We start from the raw sequence: 18,019 nt of genomic DNA on the forward strand, positions 1-18,019 counted from the left end.
TTATAACGTGTTCACATTATTTAAATCGGCAAAAGCTTGTTCTAATCGTTGATTAAAAGTCACTTCGCCTTTACGTACCCAAACTCTTGGATCGTAATGTTTTTTATTTGGACTATCAGGTCCGTCTGGATTACCAATTTGTGTTCTTAAGTAATCGATTTTATCTTGCATGTAATCTCTAATTCCTTCTGTGAAAGCAAATTGTAAATCGGTATCGATATTCATTTTGATTACTCCGTAAGAAATAGCTTCTCTAATTTCTTCCAAAGTAGAACCCGAACCACCATGAAAAACAAAATCAACTGGATTAGCTTCGGTATTGAATTTATTTTGCACGTATTCTTGTGAATTTTTCAGAATTTTTGGAGTCAATTTTACGTTTCCTGGTTTGTAAACACCATGAACATTTCCGAAAGATGCTGCAATGGTAAATCTTGGACTTACTTTCATCAATTCTTCGTAGGCGTAAGCTACTTCACTTGGTTGGGTATATAATTTAGAACTATCTACATCGGTATTGTCAACACCGTCTTCTTCACCACCAGTAATTCCTAGTTCAATTTCTAATGTCATGCCCATTTTGCTCATTCTTTCTAAATATTTTTTAGAAATTTCTATGTTTTCCTCAATCGGTTCTTCCGATAAGTCAATCATGTGTGAGCTATATAAAGGTTTTCCTGTTTCGGCATAAAATTTTTCAGAAGCGTCTAATAAACCATCAATCCAAGGTAATAAGTTTTTAGCACAATGGTCTGTATGTAAAATAACGGTTGCTCCATAAGCTTCTGCTAATGTGTGAATGTGTTTAGCACCAGCAACTGCTCCTAAAATCGCAGATTTTTGATTTTCGTTAGATAATCCTTTACCCGCATTGAATTGAGCACCACCGTTAGAAAACTGAATAATTACAGGCGCATTTAATTTTGCCGCAGTTTCCAAAACACCATTTATTGTGCTGGAACCTACAACATTTACTGCAGGTAAAGCAAATCCTTTGGCTTTGGCATAAGAAAAAATCTCTTGAACTTGGTCGCCTGTAGCAACTCCAGGTTTAATATTGTGGCTCATTAGTTTTGTTTTTAGTTATATTGTTTGTGCAAAAATAATAATTTCTAAAATTAGAATGGATAATTAATACCAAAATTTAAAACAGTTCGGCTCAAGTTGATGTCTCTGAACCATCGCTCGCTCATTTCTTTAGCCGGATTATAGGTTTTATAACCCAAATCGATACGGAAAACGAAGAAATTAAAGTCATATCTAAAGCCAATTCCAGTTCCTAAGGCAATATCTTGTAAAGATTTCATGCCGTTAAAAGTGTAATCGGGATCGTCTACGTTATCGAATACGTTCCAAATGTTTCCCGCATCAGCAAAAAGCGCCCCATTTAATTGTCCGAAGAAATTAAAACGGTATTCCGCACTGAAGGCTAGTTTTAAATTGGCTTCGTTGAAATCATTAATAGCACCACTTCTTCCTGGACCTAAACTATAGGCTTGCCAACCTCTATTATCATTGGCCCCACCACCAAAATAACTTCTAGAAAACGGAATGGAATTGGCATTACCATATGGAATAGCAATTCCAGCAAAAGTACGAATGGCTAAAACATTTTTCTTGCCAAAATCCCAGTGCTTGATAAAATCGGCTTCTGGTTTTACATATTGTGCATATTCTACACCTAATAAAGTTTCATTTCCGTTTTCACTTAGCGGTGCATCAACTTGTTTTGCAATTAAAGAAGCTACATTTCCAGCAGTTTCAATTTTTGCTCTTAAGATATAGAAATTGTTATCGGTAAAACCTACTCTTGTGTTTTTAGTAAAGGAATAACTAGAGGCAATAATTAAATTATTTTCAATTAAACGTTTTCTTCTTTCTCCAATACTTCGAATGATTTGGTATTCTCTGTCTTCTGGAGTTAATCCTCCGGGTTGTCCGGCAACAACTTGATCAATGAAGTTTACAGCTCCATCAAAAGTTAAATTTGAATTTGAATCAACATTTAATGGGTCAATATTGTAAATTTGAGCCAAATCATTCAATGTGGAATAGGAAGATCCATATACATTAAAATAATTACCAACGTTTAAGTTTCTTACAAACTGAACGTTGGCCAAGTCAAAACGGGTAGTTAAATCACTTCTTGGTTGCCAATTGTAGGCAATAACGCCTGTAAAATTTTCTTTATCCAATCCAATGTTTCTTTGGTTGGTTAAACCAAAACTCATTTGTGTGGTTGGTAACATTTCTTTTTTAATAATTCTTCGAGTATCTAGAGGAAATACAATTCGAGGAAAAGTCAATCTTATATCACCTCCGTATTCAGCAATATTAAAAAATACGTTGTTTGGATTTGCCATGTCTCGTGAAGAACCTATGTTTCCTCGAGCTCCAAATTGCAAAATTTCAGCTCCTTTAAACACATTTCGCCAGGCTACAGACATGCTTCCAGTAATACCAAAATCTTGAATATTGGAATGGGTAAAATCTATAGAAGGCGTCCAACTGAATTTTTTTCTTGGGACTAAATAAATATTAGTGATTAATCCATTTTCATCATCAGGGTCTTCAGTGTATTCTATGTTTGGAGCGTTAAAAACAGTCAAGTTTCCCAAAGAGCGCGTAGTCAACGTTCGGTTTTTATCACTGAATAAATCGCCTTTTTGAATAAAAACGGCATTGGTTAACGCTTTTGGTTTATAATTTAACTTCCCATCACTATAAATTTGATAATCCCGATAAGAAACACTGTCTTGGATTCGGTTGATGTCTTTTTTGGAAGCGTTTACTGTAAAAATGTTGACTTCGTTAATGGTGTAAATTCGGAATGGCGTTTTACTCAAAGTGTCCCCATCTTTTATATAACGGTTTTCAATGTTTACATTTACGTTTACACGATGGTCATTGTTAAGTGTATCAATATCGTATTTAACATGATTTACCTGAAAATGATAGACTCCATTATTTCTAAAATGATTGGTAATTCGAGCGCGTTCGTTACTTAATTCCTCAGCGTTAAAGCGGTTGCCTTTTTTAATTAGTGATTGCGGTTCAATGGCTTTATACAAAGGTTCTAAAGCGCTTGATTCAATACTATGCGAAATAGTGTCATAAACAGATGGCGTTCCAGTAATGATTTCATAAGTTACACTTCCTTTTTTCTTTCCAACAGTATCTCTTTTGGTATTTACTTGTACATCAAAATACCCCAAATTAAAAGTGTAATAGGCTTTCAAACGGTTTCTTGAGCTTTGAATTCTTTTATCATCAATAATAACAGGAGCTTCACCTGTTCGTTTTAAAAAATTGCTAAAACCAGAAACCACAAACGACTCACTCAAACGATCTACTTGTTTATTGGAAAGAAATTTCGCTAAATTTTCTCTGCGATTGGGCTTTCTCTCTAGCCAAGCGTAATATAAGGAATCTGGCTTGTCTTTTGCCATGTTGTACATGCTCAAGCGTAAAGGAAACCCAATCAACGGAAGTTTGCTATTGGGTTTTTGAGAAAGCAAACTCTCAATTCGCTCGTCTTTTATGGTTTTTTCGTTGACTAAAAGTGTGTTTTTCGTAAGTAATTGAGTGCCTTCAGGAACTTTTTTTACTGACGAACAAGAGTAAATAATACTTCCAGTTACAAATATTAATGCTATTTTTGATAAAAGTTTCTTCAAGGGTTCTTTAATAGTTAGTCAAAAATACAATTTTTATGCTTAGTAAAAACCAAATTAAGCTTATAACGAGTTTACAACAAAAAAAATATAGAAAGCAATACCAATTATTTCTTGCCGAAGGTATAAAAGTAATTGAAGAATTGTTGCGTTCCAAATACGAATTACAATCTCTTTTTGTTACAGAACCACTTGATTTCAAAGTTTCTACTGACAAAATTCATACCATTTCTCCAGCAGAATTAAAAAAAATATCGGCATTAACAACGCCAAATAATTGTTTAGCGGTTTTTAAAATTCCAACTGAACATTTTTCTTTGAAAGAAGGTTTAATAGTAGGACTTGACGATGTGCGTGACCCTGGAAACTTAGGAACAATTATTCGATTGTGTGATTGGTTTGGTGTGGAGCAGTTGGTTTGCTCACCAGAAACAGTGGATATTTATAATCCAAAAGTAGTACAAGCTACGATGGGTTCTATTGGAAGAGTTGCTGTTTTGTATACCGATTTAGTTCCGTTTTTGAAAACCACATCATTACCGGTTTTTGGAACTTTTATGGATGGGGAAAATATTTACAAACAAGATTTACCGACTAACGCTATTCTTATAATGGGAAATGAAGCTAATGGTATTAGTAATGAGGTAGCTCAATGTATCACTTCAAAATTAGCGATTCCAAGATTTGGTCAACTACAACAAACTGAAAGTTTAAATGTAGCCACTGCCACTGCAATCATTCTAAGTGAATTTAAAAGAAATTTTTAATGGAAAGCAAAATTGATGAAAAATCCTCGGGTTTGCATGCTTCCAATGTTTCCAGTCCATGGACTATTAGGGTCATTATCGCGAATTAACTCATCTTTGGTACTGAAAACACCACGAATGGATGGGGAAAACTTGAAATATTCAAAGTAAATGTCAATTCCAAAACCAATTTCATAAAAACTGGTCCATTTTGTCATTCTGAAACGGCCGTTTTCATTGTCTTCTTGAATATCGGAATTACTTCCTAAATTTAGCGATGTAGATAAACCACCAATTAAATATGGTTTGATATTTCCTGTTCGTTGTGCAGAAAATTTCAATAAAAAAGGCAAATGAATATAAGTTGATTTTACTTCACGTAAACGATCTACTGAGTCTTCAATTAAAGGATAGGTCAGATTTCTTTGGGTAATAAATAAACCAGGTTCAAAACGAAAATCAATATGATCAGTCAAACGTAAATTTCCAATTAGACCAACATTAAATCCTAAACCAGAACTTACTTCAATATCTTGCGTGGGTTCTAAATAATCGAACTTAAAATCGGCACTGTTCATGCCTAAATAATAACCCCAATGCACACGCTGTTTATCAAAATTCTCTTTATTGATTAATGGGTCTTTACCAAAAATACCAAATTGAGCCGTTGCCCAATTCGAAATTAATAATAAAAGAAATAACTTTTTCATATTAGTGTTTAGAAGCGATATAAATGGTTGCCGCGCCAAAAGTTTGCGGTAAATCTCGTACTTCTATAAACCCAATTTTTCTCAAAATATTGTTTAACACTTCTCCAAATGGAAAATTTTGTGCCGAAGTAGATAAATATTGATAGGCTTTTTTGTCTTTTGAAAACAACTTACCAATGGTTGGCATGATAAAATTGGTGTACAAATAATAGCCTTGTTTGAAAGGAAATTTAGTTGGTACAGAAGTTTCCAAAATGATAAATTGGCCACCTGGTTTTAAAGTTCTTAAGATTTCATGTAAACCTTTTTCAAGATCTTCGAAATTTCTTACACCATATGCTACGGTGATAACATCAAAATAATTGTCAGGATAAGGAATGTTTTCGCCATCGCCTAACACCATTTGAATTTTTGAATCTAGTTTTTGAGCTTCTATTTTTTTCTTCCCAATGTCTAGCATGCCTTGAGAAATGTCTAAACCAATGATTTCTGTAGCCGAAGTTTGAGCAAACAAAATAGCCAAATCTCCTGTTCCAGTTGCAATGTCTAAGATGGATTTGGGTTGTTTAGTTGCTGCCATTTTCAAGATCTTCTTTTTCCATTTGGCATCTGTTCCAAAAGAAATTACTCTGTTTAAGCCGTCGTAATTTTCGGAAATGGTATCAAACATTTGGGCAACTTGTTCTTTTTTACCCAATTCGGAATCTTTATATGGTGTGATGTTTTTTGACATGGCAACAGTTTTGGAACACAAAAGTACTGATAAAAATTCAAATTCAAGGACAAGTTCAAAAATCAACTTCAAAAATCAAAAAAACCAAAATGAATTTGAAAAAATCTTTGTGAACTTTGTGCCTTCTTTGTGTGCTTAGTGGTTGAATTCAAATTCCAATAGCTGTAATTCTAAAAATCCGAACATCCGAAAATCTTTCCTCTAAAGTCTATTGTCTTTTTCTAACATAAGTTAAAAAGGTAAAAGCGAATTCGTGCTTTTCGTCTGCTGGATGAAATTCATCGTGCGTGAGTTGCCATTCGTTTTCGTCAATTGCAGGAAAAAAAGTATCGGCATCCACTACAGCATGTACGCGAGTGAGTTCGATGGAATCGGCAAAGGGTAAGGCTTGTTTGTAAATTTCGCCGCCGCCAATGATAAAGTTAGTTGCGTTTTCAGGACAAGCAGCAATGGCTTTTTCTAAGCTTGAAACCACAATACAACCTTCAGGGACACTATAATCTTTTTGACGCGTGATAATAATGTGTGTGCGATTAGGTAAAGGTTTTGGGAAACTTTCAAAAGTTTTTCTTCCCATAATAATGTGATGTCCGGTTGTTAAAGCTTTAAAACGCTTGAAATCATTAGGCAAATGCCAAACTAAATCGTTGTTTTTTCCTAATGCGTTATTTTCTGATGCGGCTGCGATAATCGTTAACATAGCAATATAAAATTGAAGCGCTAAGGTAATGATTTTGGAAGAATATTCTGAGTATGTAATAACAATTTATTCTGTTAATCTAATTTTTAATTGCCTAGTTGTTCTTTATTGTTTTTGTTAGAAAACTTTATATTATTTTTTTAAAAAAAACTCTTGATTAAAATTGTAATCAAGAGTTTTTGTCTTTTTATTCTTTAATTATTTTTCCGTTTTGCTTAAAACCATCTTCATCTGTAATTTCATAAAAGTAAATTCCAGGGGATAACTTTTCAAGGTTAATGTTGTTATTTTTTTTGTTTTCACTAATAAGTTCTTTACCAGTACTGTCATAAATAGAAATTTTTGGGTTATTCAAATTATCTCCATTAAAATTTATTGATTTTGAAGTTGGGTTTGGATATAGTTTTATCTCGTTTTTCATATTCTTGAAAATATCTCCCATACCCATTTCGCAATCAGGATGTAAAAAGCATGTAGGAGTATTTGATCCAGAAATACCTGGTATCGGATAACCTGATTGAATTGATCTGTAATATTTTGTCTGTGATCCATTTGAAACTTTTAAAGCAAAACTTTTAACAGGGTTATCGGGACATAATTCTCTAAAAGTTGGATTTTGAGTAAAGAACGTTAATAAATCCCCATTTTTAAATTTAAAGTACCATGTGAAATCTAACCCTGCTGAGGAAATTGGTGTTCCGTAAGGTCCTCCTATGTAACCATAATTTAAGGTTCCTTCACTGTTAATGTCGCTTGGGTATACTGGGTCAAAACCAAAGCAATTTTCCTTTGGTAAAGGTACAGGTCCATTTACAACATAACCATTAAAACAGCAAGTATGACAACCATTTTCATCAAAATAAGTCAAATTTAAAGTAAATGGACCTACAATAACACCTTGAATTTGAACACTTTGCCCCATGTCAGAGCCTACTATCTTTATTGTTCCTACTGTTTGATTATCAGATGATAATGGGTCGTTGTTTATATCCCAATCATAACAATTTGAACATTGCGCAATTTGATTAGATGTAAATGTTGCTGTTGCACCTAACGGAATATTCAGACTGCCTGAAATACAACTTGTATTGCATTGTGCATTACTAAAAATTGAAAAGCTAATTAGTAATAAAGTTAAAAAATTTAGTTTCATTTTTAAAAAATTAAATTTGCGCCTACTATTATTATAGGGTATCTGTTCAGCTTCTTTTCCCCATCTCGGATAGCAAATGGTTAAATTTGTAACTTTTGTTTAATTCTCACTTTAAATCAAAGTTCAGTAAGCAATCAGCTAATAAAGTTTTAATCCTTGATTTTACAAATTAAAAAAAAGAAAAAATAAAAATTTTACGGTTTTACCGTAAAATTTTTATTTTTGTAGTTCAATGTGTTTTAAATTTAAAAAGTAACTTCAAAAAAACGCTGTGTAAAACTTTGTTAGACTTTGTGCTACAAACCCAAAACAAAAAACCATCCGCTCTCAAAAAACGAATGGCTTTATACATTAGACCTCTACCCAATCTAACTTTTATTTTCTATATACCGAAACTTTTTTATCTAACGAAAGCCCGTCATTGGTTTTTAAAGTTACGATGTAAATGCCATCACTTAAACTAGCCGTAGCGACTTCAATTTGTGATGCAGTTCCTAATTTGGTTTTGTTAATCACTCGTTTACCTGTTACATCATACATTTCTAATGCGATAATGTCTTTGTTTAAAGTATTTACAATAGTTAACATACTATTGGTGTTATTTTGAAACACTTGTAACGAAGCTAAAACATCGTCTGGAGTAGTTAGTGTATCATTGAAATTTTTGAATGTGATTTCGAAACGTGTTTTATTGTCTCCAGCTGGTAAAGTCATGTCAAACATACCCTCTTTAATATCATAATAAATGTCATTTTCTTTGTCGTGAATGTACACTTTTTGGTTGGCATCAAAACCGTACAATACATCTACTACTTTAATTTTAAAATTGGTTTGTGTTTGGTTACGGAATCCAACAGGAATTCTTTTCTCTATATCAAAATTCGTAATATTTATTACATATTCATGAGGCGAACCTTCTACTATATAATAAAACTCAGCAGCTTCATTTGAAGGTAAACGACCGTCAAAACCATAATCAAAACCATCAGTTGTTGTTGAATCAAATCCTAATGTTGTTGGGCGAATGCCACCATTGTTGTACATCGCATGAATGCGTAATTGTGGCGCAAATCCTTTTTTAACTTGCGTGTAATCCGTTCCAGCTACATTTGGTATTGCTTCGAAATATTCCGATGATTCTTCCGCATTCGCATTTCTAGCAAATTCGGATTGATTTACAGCACCTTCTCTTCTGAAAACTCTAAAAGAATTGCGCATCGCTACACTGCCACTAGCTGTTCCTCTCACCATAAAACCTTGACCTACTGGTGTGAATCTTCTTTCAAAAACAGTTCCTGAAATACCTAAATCGGTTTCACTTCCTCCATTGTTATCGTAGTTCCAAAAAGCAGCTGGTGTATAACCGCCTCCAGGTGTGTAAACCCCGTAACCACCACTGTACGCATCAATATAATGTGAATTCACCACCACTTGCTCCCAAAAATACGCTTGCCCATTGATCACAGCTGCATTTTCAGGATCCAATAAAAACGCATTCAAATCAATAGCACTTGCATACGGATTGCCGATTAACGTGTAATTATCTGTTGAAACTAAATTGGTAATAATTCCATCGTTTGGTTTTCCTCTAAAGTCATAGCGTTGACGGCTTCCTGCGTTATTGGTAACTCCGTCTGCAGCATCAGCAATTAAGCCATCACTTCCTGAAGTTCCTTTCATGGTAAAACCCAAACCTGGTGCAATGGTATTTGCTGCTCCAACAAAGTTCCATTGGGCATAAACAGTTGAAGTAGTAAAAGTATGAATCCAACGTTGTGCAATAGCTAAAGGATTAGCTGCTCCATCCAAATTTCCATAAGGTAAAATAGTTGCGGGAACACTTGAAGTTAAACCCGAAGGTCTATTTAATCTAGAAATTCCAAAAGTGGTGTTTCCTGTTGCTGCATTTGGCAATCCTACTGGAGAACACCAATAATTATATTGGAAATTATTAACTGTTCCTTCTTGGTAAACCGAAAGGTTTCCTAAACCAACATTGGCACTTGTACTAGGAGTAGCTTGTAACAATTGTGATTGGTTACGCAAAAAGAAATTACTTTCGTTATCTAAATTAACTTCTTCCGACACATAAACAAATTCATCGTTTACCAATACAAAGCTATTTGGACTTACATACATTTGTGCCTGTGTGAACACGAAGCAACCAATAGCCAGAAATGAAAAGTGTAATTTTTTACTCATAGTGCTAGTGATTTATTGGTTATTTAACAAATATATTAAAAAATACTTAACAATAAATAAATTTTGTTAAAAAATTACAAATAAAAGCAAACAGCAATTAACTATCCTTAGTTTATTGCATTTTAAGATGTAAATTACCACAAAGCCTTTTTTATTGCACATAAACCAATAAAACACCTGTAAGAATGCTGTTTTTACAAATAACATATAATATGAGTTGATTTTATTGAATTATCATCAGTATATTAGAATTTTAACTTCATAAAAATTCTTAAATCATATACAGTTAATACATAAACAGTAAATTAGTTAAAAAACATAAGTCACTTACAATCAAGTTTTTATGTTTTTATACATGGATTTGCTTATTTAATCATAAGTTAAATTTATTATGCATGCATAGTTATTTTACTGAGTAGCAGTACTTTTGTATCGAAGTAATAAGTGTATCTTGTTTTGGAATAACTGTTGCTTTGTTAAAACAATTGAATTAAATACTATGAGAAAAATTACATTTTTAGTCCTTTTATTCTTCCCCCTTTACATTTTTTCACAAAACACCGTTACCGGTAGTTATTCATTAAACAACAATACTTCTTTTCCAAGTGCTGTTGGTTTTGGAAATGGAAACTGTGGTAATGGTAATACTACCACTATTACAATTAACGGTGATTTAAACTTAAACGGCAGAACATTAGAATTAAGAAATGTAAACTTAATTGTTTTGGGTAATTTAAATGGTAGCGGAACTATTAGTAGTTGCACAAACAACTCTACCTTATGTATAAGAGGAGTTATTCAAAATAACCCAACACTTAACGTGACACAAAACACCAATTGCCAAGTTCCTCCATGTACAAAAACTTGGAATGGATCTCAAGGCTCAAATTGGAATAATGGTGCTAACTGGACACCAACTGGAGTTCCAACTATTAATTGCGATGTTTTTATCAGTAATACCATTCCTTGTGTTATTGATGTAACTAATGCAGTAGCGAAATCGATTTCAGTAACGAATACCGCTTCAGTAACAGTAACAAAAGACAATAGTATTAAAGTTAAAGAAAATGTCACTGTTGGTGCCTCTGCTTCTTTTCTTTTAGAAAATGCTGCAAGTTTAATCCAAATTGATAATAGTACCAACATTGGCAACATTACCATGAAACGCAATACTAATATCACAAAAATGGACTATGTGTATTGGTCATCGCCAGTAGAAAACTTCAATGTATCACAAGTATCTCCTAACTCTTCATTGATTTACAAATGGCTACCAACTGTTGCCACCAATTTGAATGGATTTGGAAATTGGGCAAATGCTTCTAATGAAATAATGACCAAAGGAAAAGGATATATCGTGAGAGGACCAAATCATTTTAGTAATGCAACTTCACAACTTTTTACAGCTACTTTTATTGGTACACCAAATAATGGTACTATCACAACTCCTATAACAAGAGGAAACTATACAGGGCCAAATTACTTTTCAGGAAATGTAAAAGTAACGGAAGACGATGATAACTGGAACTTAATTGGAAATCCATACCCTTCGGCTATTGATGTGGTTAAATTTCTAAAAGCAAACCCAGCGTTAGACGGTTATGTTCATGTTTGGACACACAGTACACCTATTAGTACAAGTAACAGTTCTCCTTTTTATGGTAACTTCACCTATAACTACTCTTCAACTGATTATATTAAAATTAACGCAACCGGTTCTTCGATTAACACGTTTAAATCAGTTGTTGGCGCAGCACAAGGTTTCTTTGTTAAAATGCTTAACACTACACCAACAGCAACAAGCACAGCTACCTTTACTAATGATATGCGTGGAGAACAAGTAGCTAATAATCAATTTTTTAGAACTACTAATGAAGTAACTAGCACAACGGAAGACGAAAAACACCGAATCTGGTTAAATTTAGTTGCTCCAAACCAATTAGCTAGCAGCACACTTATTGGATATGTAACAGATGCCACAGACGGAGTTGATAGAATTTTTGACGCAGAAAGCAAGCATAAAGCCAATTTCGAAATGTATAGCTTAATTGGTTCTCAATCATATAATATTCAAGGAAAAGCACTTCCTTTTACAGATAACGATGAAATTTCATTGGGCTACACTACCAATCAAGAAGGAATTCACACTTTTGGATTAGCAGCTGTTGATGGTCTATTCGAAGGAAATCAAACCATCTATTTGAAAGATTTAGAACTTGGCATTGTACACAATTTAAAAGAAGCCCCTTATACGTTTACTTCTGTATCGGGTCGTTTTCACAACCGTTTTGCGCTTATATTTAACAATGAAACATTAGGTAACGAAGATTTTATTACTACCAATGGCGTTACAGTATACACAAATAATACGATAAATGTAACAGCTTCTAGCAACATCAAGTCGGTAACGGTTTATGATGTATTAGGAAGAACTTTAGAAACGGCAAGAAACGTAAACAATACAAATGTATCGTTAAACGGAATTGCTAAAACACTAAGTGCTCTTGTAGTTATCGTAGAATTAGAAAACAATGTAGTAATTTCTAAAAAAACAGTTTATTAAAAAATAATTCCCATTTTAAATTTAATTTAAAAAACGTCAGTAAAGCACTGGCGTTTTTTGTTTATAAACCAAAACCAAAACGACTCAAAAATTCCTTACCAAAAAGTGAACCCCAACATTTTAAATTTGAAGCAGTTATATAAATAAAAAAATAATTTGTATCTTTCAAAAATCAGTTATTCCAAAATCGACCCAGTTGTTCCAAAATTTTAACAGTTATCCTTAAAAATGACGTTTTTTGAAAATTTAAGTAAGAATTTACTTTAATTTAAGGTAATCAAAATATGTATTTCATCGATTTTTTTATACTTTTCATCGATGATTAAAATGTTAAATAATTGACTTTCAATTGTTTAAAAAAAAAATAAAAAGTTAAAATAAAATAAAAAAACTAAAAAATTATATTTGTTAGTAACACTTTATTAAAGATGTTACCTCCCCCACAAAGCCAAATATTTATATTAAAATTTTAATGTTATGCAAAAAAATTACTTAAAAAAACTTACAAATGCTACAACAACAAACTCAGGTTTTAGCAAAAATGCAAACCATTTCTGGACAAACAACCTAACCCTTTGCTTATTGGCATTTTTTGGATTGTTTGGAATGACAAATGCTTTTGGGCAGGTCATTTTCACAGACAACACCCCTGGCGGTGCAGAAACTTTTACCGTACCAGCTGGCGTAACAGAAATTACTGTTGGCGTTTGGGGAGCTGGTGGTGGTGGTGGTGGTTCAAGTGCAAATAATACTGGTGGTTCTGGTGGCGGTGGCGGTGGCGCAACAACTAGAGTTATTACAGTTACCCCAGGAGACATCTTCACTTACACAGTTGGAACAGGTGGAACGGCAGGTGCAGCTGCGGCGGGAGCTGGAGGTAATGGAACCAATACAACTTTTGTTAGAGCAGCTCTTGGTATCAATATGATTGCTAATGGAGGTACTGGTGGAGCAGGAAACATGGGAGCGGCAGGGACAGGAGGTACTTCTTCTGGAGGAACAACAAATGTAAACGGTCTTAACGGGACAGTTGGAAATACTTCAGGACAAGCTGGAGGAAATTCTGGAACAGTTTTGACTATTTTTGGCGCTGGAGGAGCGGCTGTCGTAAATTCTTTGGGTAATCCAGGGATTATTCCTGGCGGCGGCGGCGGCGGCGGCGAAAGAGATGGGGGTACAAATAGAGGGGGAGGAGTTGGAGCAAATGGTCAGGTAAGAATTAGTTATTTCGTAAATTGTTCTGGAGCACCTACTGCAGGTACAGCTACACCTGCAACTCAAACTATTATTCTTAACAATACCGCTAACATATCTTTAACTGGTTTTAGTAATCAAGCTGGTATCACTTTCCAATGGCAACAATCGGCATCTGCTAGTGGGCCTTTTGTAAATGTAACAGGTGGTACAGGCGCAACAACCGCAAACTACACAACAGCAACTCTTACTGCAAATACATATTATCAATGTATAGTTACATGTACTAATAGCGGCTCAAGCGCTACTTCAACAGTAGCAGAAGTTTTAGTCTCTAACGAAGTTTTAGTGTCAGGAGCAGGAATAAATAATGTTCCTTGTGGAGAGAACGCAATATTAAAAGATCACGCAGGCGATGCAAACTACGGTAACAACAGAAATGATTACTCGGTTATTAATGCTGGTTTAGGAGCAACTATAACCTTATCAGGAACATATAGCACAGAAGCAACTTTCGACGTAATTAGAATTTATGATGGCGCTGGAACTGGTGGTGCGGTTTTAGCAACATTTTCAGGTGTTGGTGGAACAATTAATTATGTAGGTAACCCTGGGCAAACACTTACGGTAGGTTTCACCTCTGATGGTTCAGTCGTTAATACAGGTTTCGTAATTAATGTAACATTTACTGGCGTTTGTTTCCCTGTTTGTGCAACACCAACAGCGCAACCAACGGCTTTAAATTTAGTGCCATCAGGGAACAATATATCTGGAGCTTTTACTGCGGCATCGCCTGCAGCAGATAGCTATTTAGTAATTGTGAGTACAAACCCTGTACCGCCTGCTGCACCAGTAAATGGTACAACATATGCTATTGGAAGTACGTATCAAGTAGGTTATACCGTTGTTGATAACGATTCAAATACTAATTTTAATGCGACTGGCTTATTAACATTAACAACTTATTATTTCTATATATATTCATTTAACGGTTTATGTACAGGAGGTCCTTTATATGTAGGAACAAGTCCATTAACAGGTAATGCTACAACTTTAGTAGCTAGTTATTGTGCGGTTTCATCTAGTGTGAGTACGCGTTACATTGACGATGTGTTAACTGTTGGTAATATTACCAATATTAATAACTTGGCTACTGGAAGAGCTGGTACGGGTTATGCTGATTATACAGCTACTACACCGGTTACACAAATCCCAGGTGGTGGTGTTGCTATTGATTACCGCTTAGCTATTTCAAGACAATTCGTTAAAATATGGGTAGACTGGAATAACGATGGTACTTTTACAGATGCTGCACCAGAATTAGTATATACCACTGGTGGTATTCAAACTATTGCAGGTGCTGGAGGATTTGTAGTACCGCCGGCTACTTTACCAGGAAATTACAGAATTAGAATACGTTCATTTGAGGCTTCTCAAACTTTTGGCCCTTGTGGTGCATTAGCTACAGGAGAAACAGAAGATTATACTTTAACAGTAGTAGCGGATTGTCCTGCTAAACCAAATGCTTTGTACGATGGCGAACGTTGTGGAAACGGAACTGTAGTGTTAGGTGTTGAGGGAACAGTAGGTGTTACTGAATTTAGATTTTATGACTCACTATTTGGTGGAACATTAATAGGAACTGCTCCTGCAGCAGTAGGTACAACTAACTGGACAACTCCAGCTTTAGCCGCAACAACAACGTATTATGTAACTGCCTTTAATGGCGTTTGTGAATCTTGGTACCGCCAAGAAATAATTGCAGTAATCAACCCTGTAGCTAATGTAGTGGTTACGCCTTCTGTGCCAGATGTTTGTGGAGAAAATAATATTGTACAAATCTCTGCTGGTGGTGACTTTATCATCGACTACTTAGTAGACGAAGATTTTGAAGGTGGAGGATTTGGAGTGTTGAACAGAGTAAATGTTGCTGCAAGTGTAGATACACAATGGACTAACAGAACAGGACCATACGTTCCTGCTGGATTTGTTTGGAAACCTGCAATTACATCAAAAGCAATTGGTAATATGTTTGCTGTTGCCAATTCAGATTTTGCAGCTCCAAACCCAAAAGACACTCAGTTAAGAACAGCTAATTTAGATGCTTCTGCATTTTCAGATTTGTTTTTAAGTTTCAGACATTATTTCTCTTATTATCCAGGTGAACCTGAGCAATATGCCGATGTAGACGTTTCTACCAATGGCGGAGGTGCTTGGACGAATATTGCAAGGTACACATCTAATCAAGGTTTTGCAGGAGAATTTGCTAATGTAACAATCGATTTAAGTGCTTATGCGGGGCAACCTCAAGTAATGGTTCGTTTCAGATTCCATTTGGCAGGTGGTTCTGCTTGGGCTGATGGCTGGGCATTAGATGATGTTCAGGTTTACGGAACAAGACCTTTAAATACAACATTTACTTGGTCTGGTGGTACTGTTGACGCGTTTATTGATGCAGGTTGTACTATACCTTATGTAGCTCAAGCAGTTACTACGGTTTACGTAAGACCAACAGCATTGCAGTTAGCTTCACCATCATGGTCATTCACAGCAACTGCTACTTTAGGTAACGGCTGTCCAATTTCAGAATTTATTACAATTACAAATAGCACCAAATTATGGATTGGTAATATTAGTGATGATTGGTTTAATCCAAATAACTGGGAGCCAGTAGGGGTGCCAGATATTAATACGTGTATCTTTATCTACGATGGTACATTTGATGCTAATATTAACAATACAGGTAATGATGCTTTTGGAAAAACATTAACAGTTAGACCTAGTGGTTTCTTACAAATACAACCTGATAATAATTTAACTATTGACGAGGCAGTTACGGTTGATGCTGGCGGTACTTTTACAATTGAAAGTAGCGGAAGCTTAATTCAAAATTTAGATGTAGCCAATACAGGAACTGTTACTATGAGAAGAAATGTTAACATTAGAAGATTAGATTATGTATATTGGTCTTCACCAATGAGCGCATTTGCTTTAAATAGTGTATCTCCTGCTACAACTGGTTACAAATGGAAATGGGAACCAACTTTAGCTAGTACAATTAACAATCACGGTAACTGGGTAGCAGCTAATGAAACTATGGTAAGAGGTAAAGGATACATCGTTAGAGGTCCTGATGCTTATACAGCTACATTACAAAACTACACCGCTAACTTTGTAGGAACACCAAACAATGGTACTATTGCAATGCCAGTTTTAAGAGGAACTTATAACGGCGCAAATTATAACACTGGATTATCAACAACATTAGCAACAGCAAATGATGATAACTGGAATTTATTAGGAAATCCTTACCCATCAGCAATTAGTGCAGATGCATTCCTAGGTGCTAATGCGAATTTGGCTGGATTCATTAAGTTATGGACGCACGGAACATTGCCAAGTGCAGCAATTGCTGATCCATTCTATGAAGATTTCATGATTAACTATACTGTTAACGATTATATTACATACAATGCTTTAGGTGGAACTCAATTTGGTTTCGACGGAAGTATTGCAGCAGGTCAAGGTTTCTTTGCATTGATGAATCATACTTCAGCTTCAACTAGTGAAAATGTTACTTTTAACAACACAATGAGAAGTAATGCGTATAGAAATGACTTGTTCTATAGAAATTCAAATGTTACGAATACATTAGATAAGAGTAGAATTTGGTTGAACTTAATTAGTCCAACAAGTTTAAGTAGTATGACTTTAATTGGTTACGCTCCTGAAGCTACTAATGAGTTAGACAGATTGTTTGATGCACCAGCAATGGATGTGAAAGCAAACTACGAATTATACAGTTTAAGTAATACAGATAAATTATGTATTCAAGGTAGAGCATTACCGTTTGATCAAAATGACGAAGTGCCATTAGGTATGACAATTGCGACAGAAGGAATTCACAGAATTGCAATTTCAAACTTAGACGGTTTATTCGCTGATCAAAATCAAACGATTTACTTAGAAGATAAATTAATAGGTGTAGTTCACGATTTAAGAGCAGCTCCTTATAGCTTTACAACTACAACTGGGAAATTTGACAACCGATTTGTACTTAAATTTAACAACGAAACATTAGGTAACGAAGATTTTATCTCTACCAATGGAGTTAAAGTATATACAAACAATACGATAAATGTAACTGCATCTAGCAACATCAAATCGGTAACGGTTTATGATGTACTAGGAAGAACTTTAGGAACAGTAAGCAACGTAAACAATACAGATGTATCGTTAAACGGAATTGCTAAAACACAAAGTGCTCTTGTAGTTATCGTAGAATTAGAAAACGGAGTTCAAACGACTCAGAAAGTGATTTTCTAAAACTTATTAACATAATAA

At 34.7% G+C, this 18,019-nt stretch carries 10 protein-coding genes; 3 read left to right on the forward strand and 7 right to left on the reverse strand.

The features are described from left to right. Complete coding sequence (fbaA, locus tag DPN68_RS06975; RefSeq protein ID WP_113988935.1) at positions 1-1,068, reverse strand: class II fructose-bisphosphate aldolase; 1,068 nt, start codon at positions 1,066-1,068, stop codon at positions 1-3. Positions 1,069-1,118: 50 nt separating this feature from the next. Then, a complete protein-coding gene (gene tamL / locus DPN68_RS06980) occupies positions 1,119-3,677 on the reverse strand; it encodes a translocation and assembly module lipoprotein TamL (protein ID WP_113988936.1) in 2,559 nt (852 codons plus the stop codon). A 35-nt stretch (positions 3,678-3,712) separates the two neighbouring features. Between tamL and DPN68_RS06985 the strand changes: the two genes are divergently transcribed. Beyond that, positions 3,713-4,441 (forward strand): TrmH family RNA methyltransferase, encoded by a 729-nt coding sequence (locus DPN68_RS06985; RefSeq protein ID WP_113988937.1) that lies wholly within the window; start codon positions 3,713-3,715, stop codon positions 4,439-4,441. On the opposite strand, the gene porT is transcribed toward DPN68_RS06985, so the two are convergent. The 5 genes from porT to DPN68_RS07010 all read right to left on the reverse strand — a co-directional run bounded on the left by porT (position 4,438) and on the right by DPN68_RS07010 (position 9,918). Continuing rightward, positions 4,438-5,130 carry a type IX secretion/gliding motility protein PorT/SprT gene (porT, locus tag DPN68_RS06990; protein ID WP_113988938.1) on the reverse strand — a complete coding sequence of 231 codons (693 nt, stop codon included), beginning with the start codon at positions 5,128-5,130 and terminating at the stop codon, positions 4,438-4,440. The genes DPN68_RS06985 and porT overlap by 4 nt on opposite strands. A 1-nt stretch (position 5,131) precedes the next feature. Further along, positions 5,132-5,863: a bifunctional demethylmenaquinone methyltransferase/2-methoxy-6-polyprenyl-1,4-benzoquinol methylase UbiE gene (gene ubiE / locus DPN68_RS06995; RefSeq protein ID WP_113988939.1), complete on the reverse strand. Its 732-nt coding sequence runs from the start codon at positions 5,861-5,863 to the stop codon at positions 5,132-5,134. 208 nt (positions 5,864-6,071) lie between these two features. Then, a complete protein-coding gene (locus tag DPN68_RS07000) occupies positions 6,072-6,563 on the reverse strand; it encodes a dihydrofolate reductase (protein WP_113988940.1) in 492 nt (163 codons plus the stop codon). A 187-nt stretch (positions 6,564-6,750) separates the two neighbouring features. Then, positions 6,751-7,716 (reverse strand): T9SS type A sorting domain-containing protein, encoded by a 966-nt coding sequence (locus DPN68_RS07005; RefSeq protein WP_113988941.1) that lies wholly within the window; start codon positions 7,714-7,716, stop codon positions 6,751-6,753. 375 nt (positions 7,717-8,091) lie between these two features. Beyond that, on the reverse strand, positions 8,092-9,918 hold the full coding sequence (locus DPN68_RS07010; RefSeq protein WP_113988942.1) for a T9SS type A sorting domain-containing protein: 1,827 nt from the start codon (positions 9,916-9,918) through the stop codon (positions 8,092-8,094). 499 nt (positions 9,919-10,417) lie between these two features. On the opposite strand from DPN68_RS07010, the gene DPN68_RS07015 reads away from it, so the two are divergent. Together DPN68_RS07015 and DPN68_RS07020 are read left to right on the forward strand one after the other, a co-directional pair. Then, entirely contained in the window at positions 10,418-12,481 is a 2,064-nt protein-coding gene (locus DPN68_RS07015) for a hypothetical protein (RefSeq protein WP_113988943.1), read from the forward strand. A 477-nt stretch (positions 12,482-12,958) separates the two neighbouring features. Further along, entirely contained in the window at positions 12,959-18,001 is a 5,043-nt protein-coding gene (locus tag DPN68_RS07020; protein ID WP_113988944.1) for a GEVED domain-containing protein, read from the forward strand. The last annotated feature ends 18 nt before the right edge of the window (positions 18,002-18,019 follow it).

Origin of the sequence: Flavobacterium tibetense (assembly GCF_003293845.1) — a bacterium.
Lineage (GTDB): Bacteria > Bacteroidota > Bacteroidia > Flavobacteriales > Flavobacteriaceae > Flavobacterium > Flavobacterium tibetense.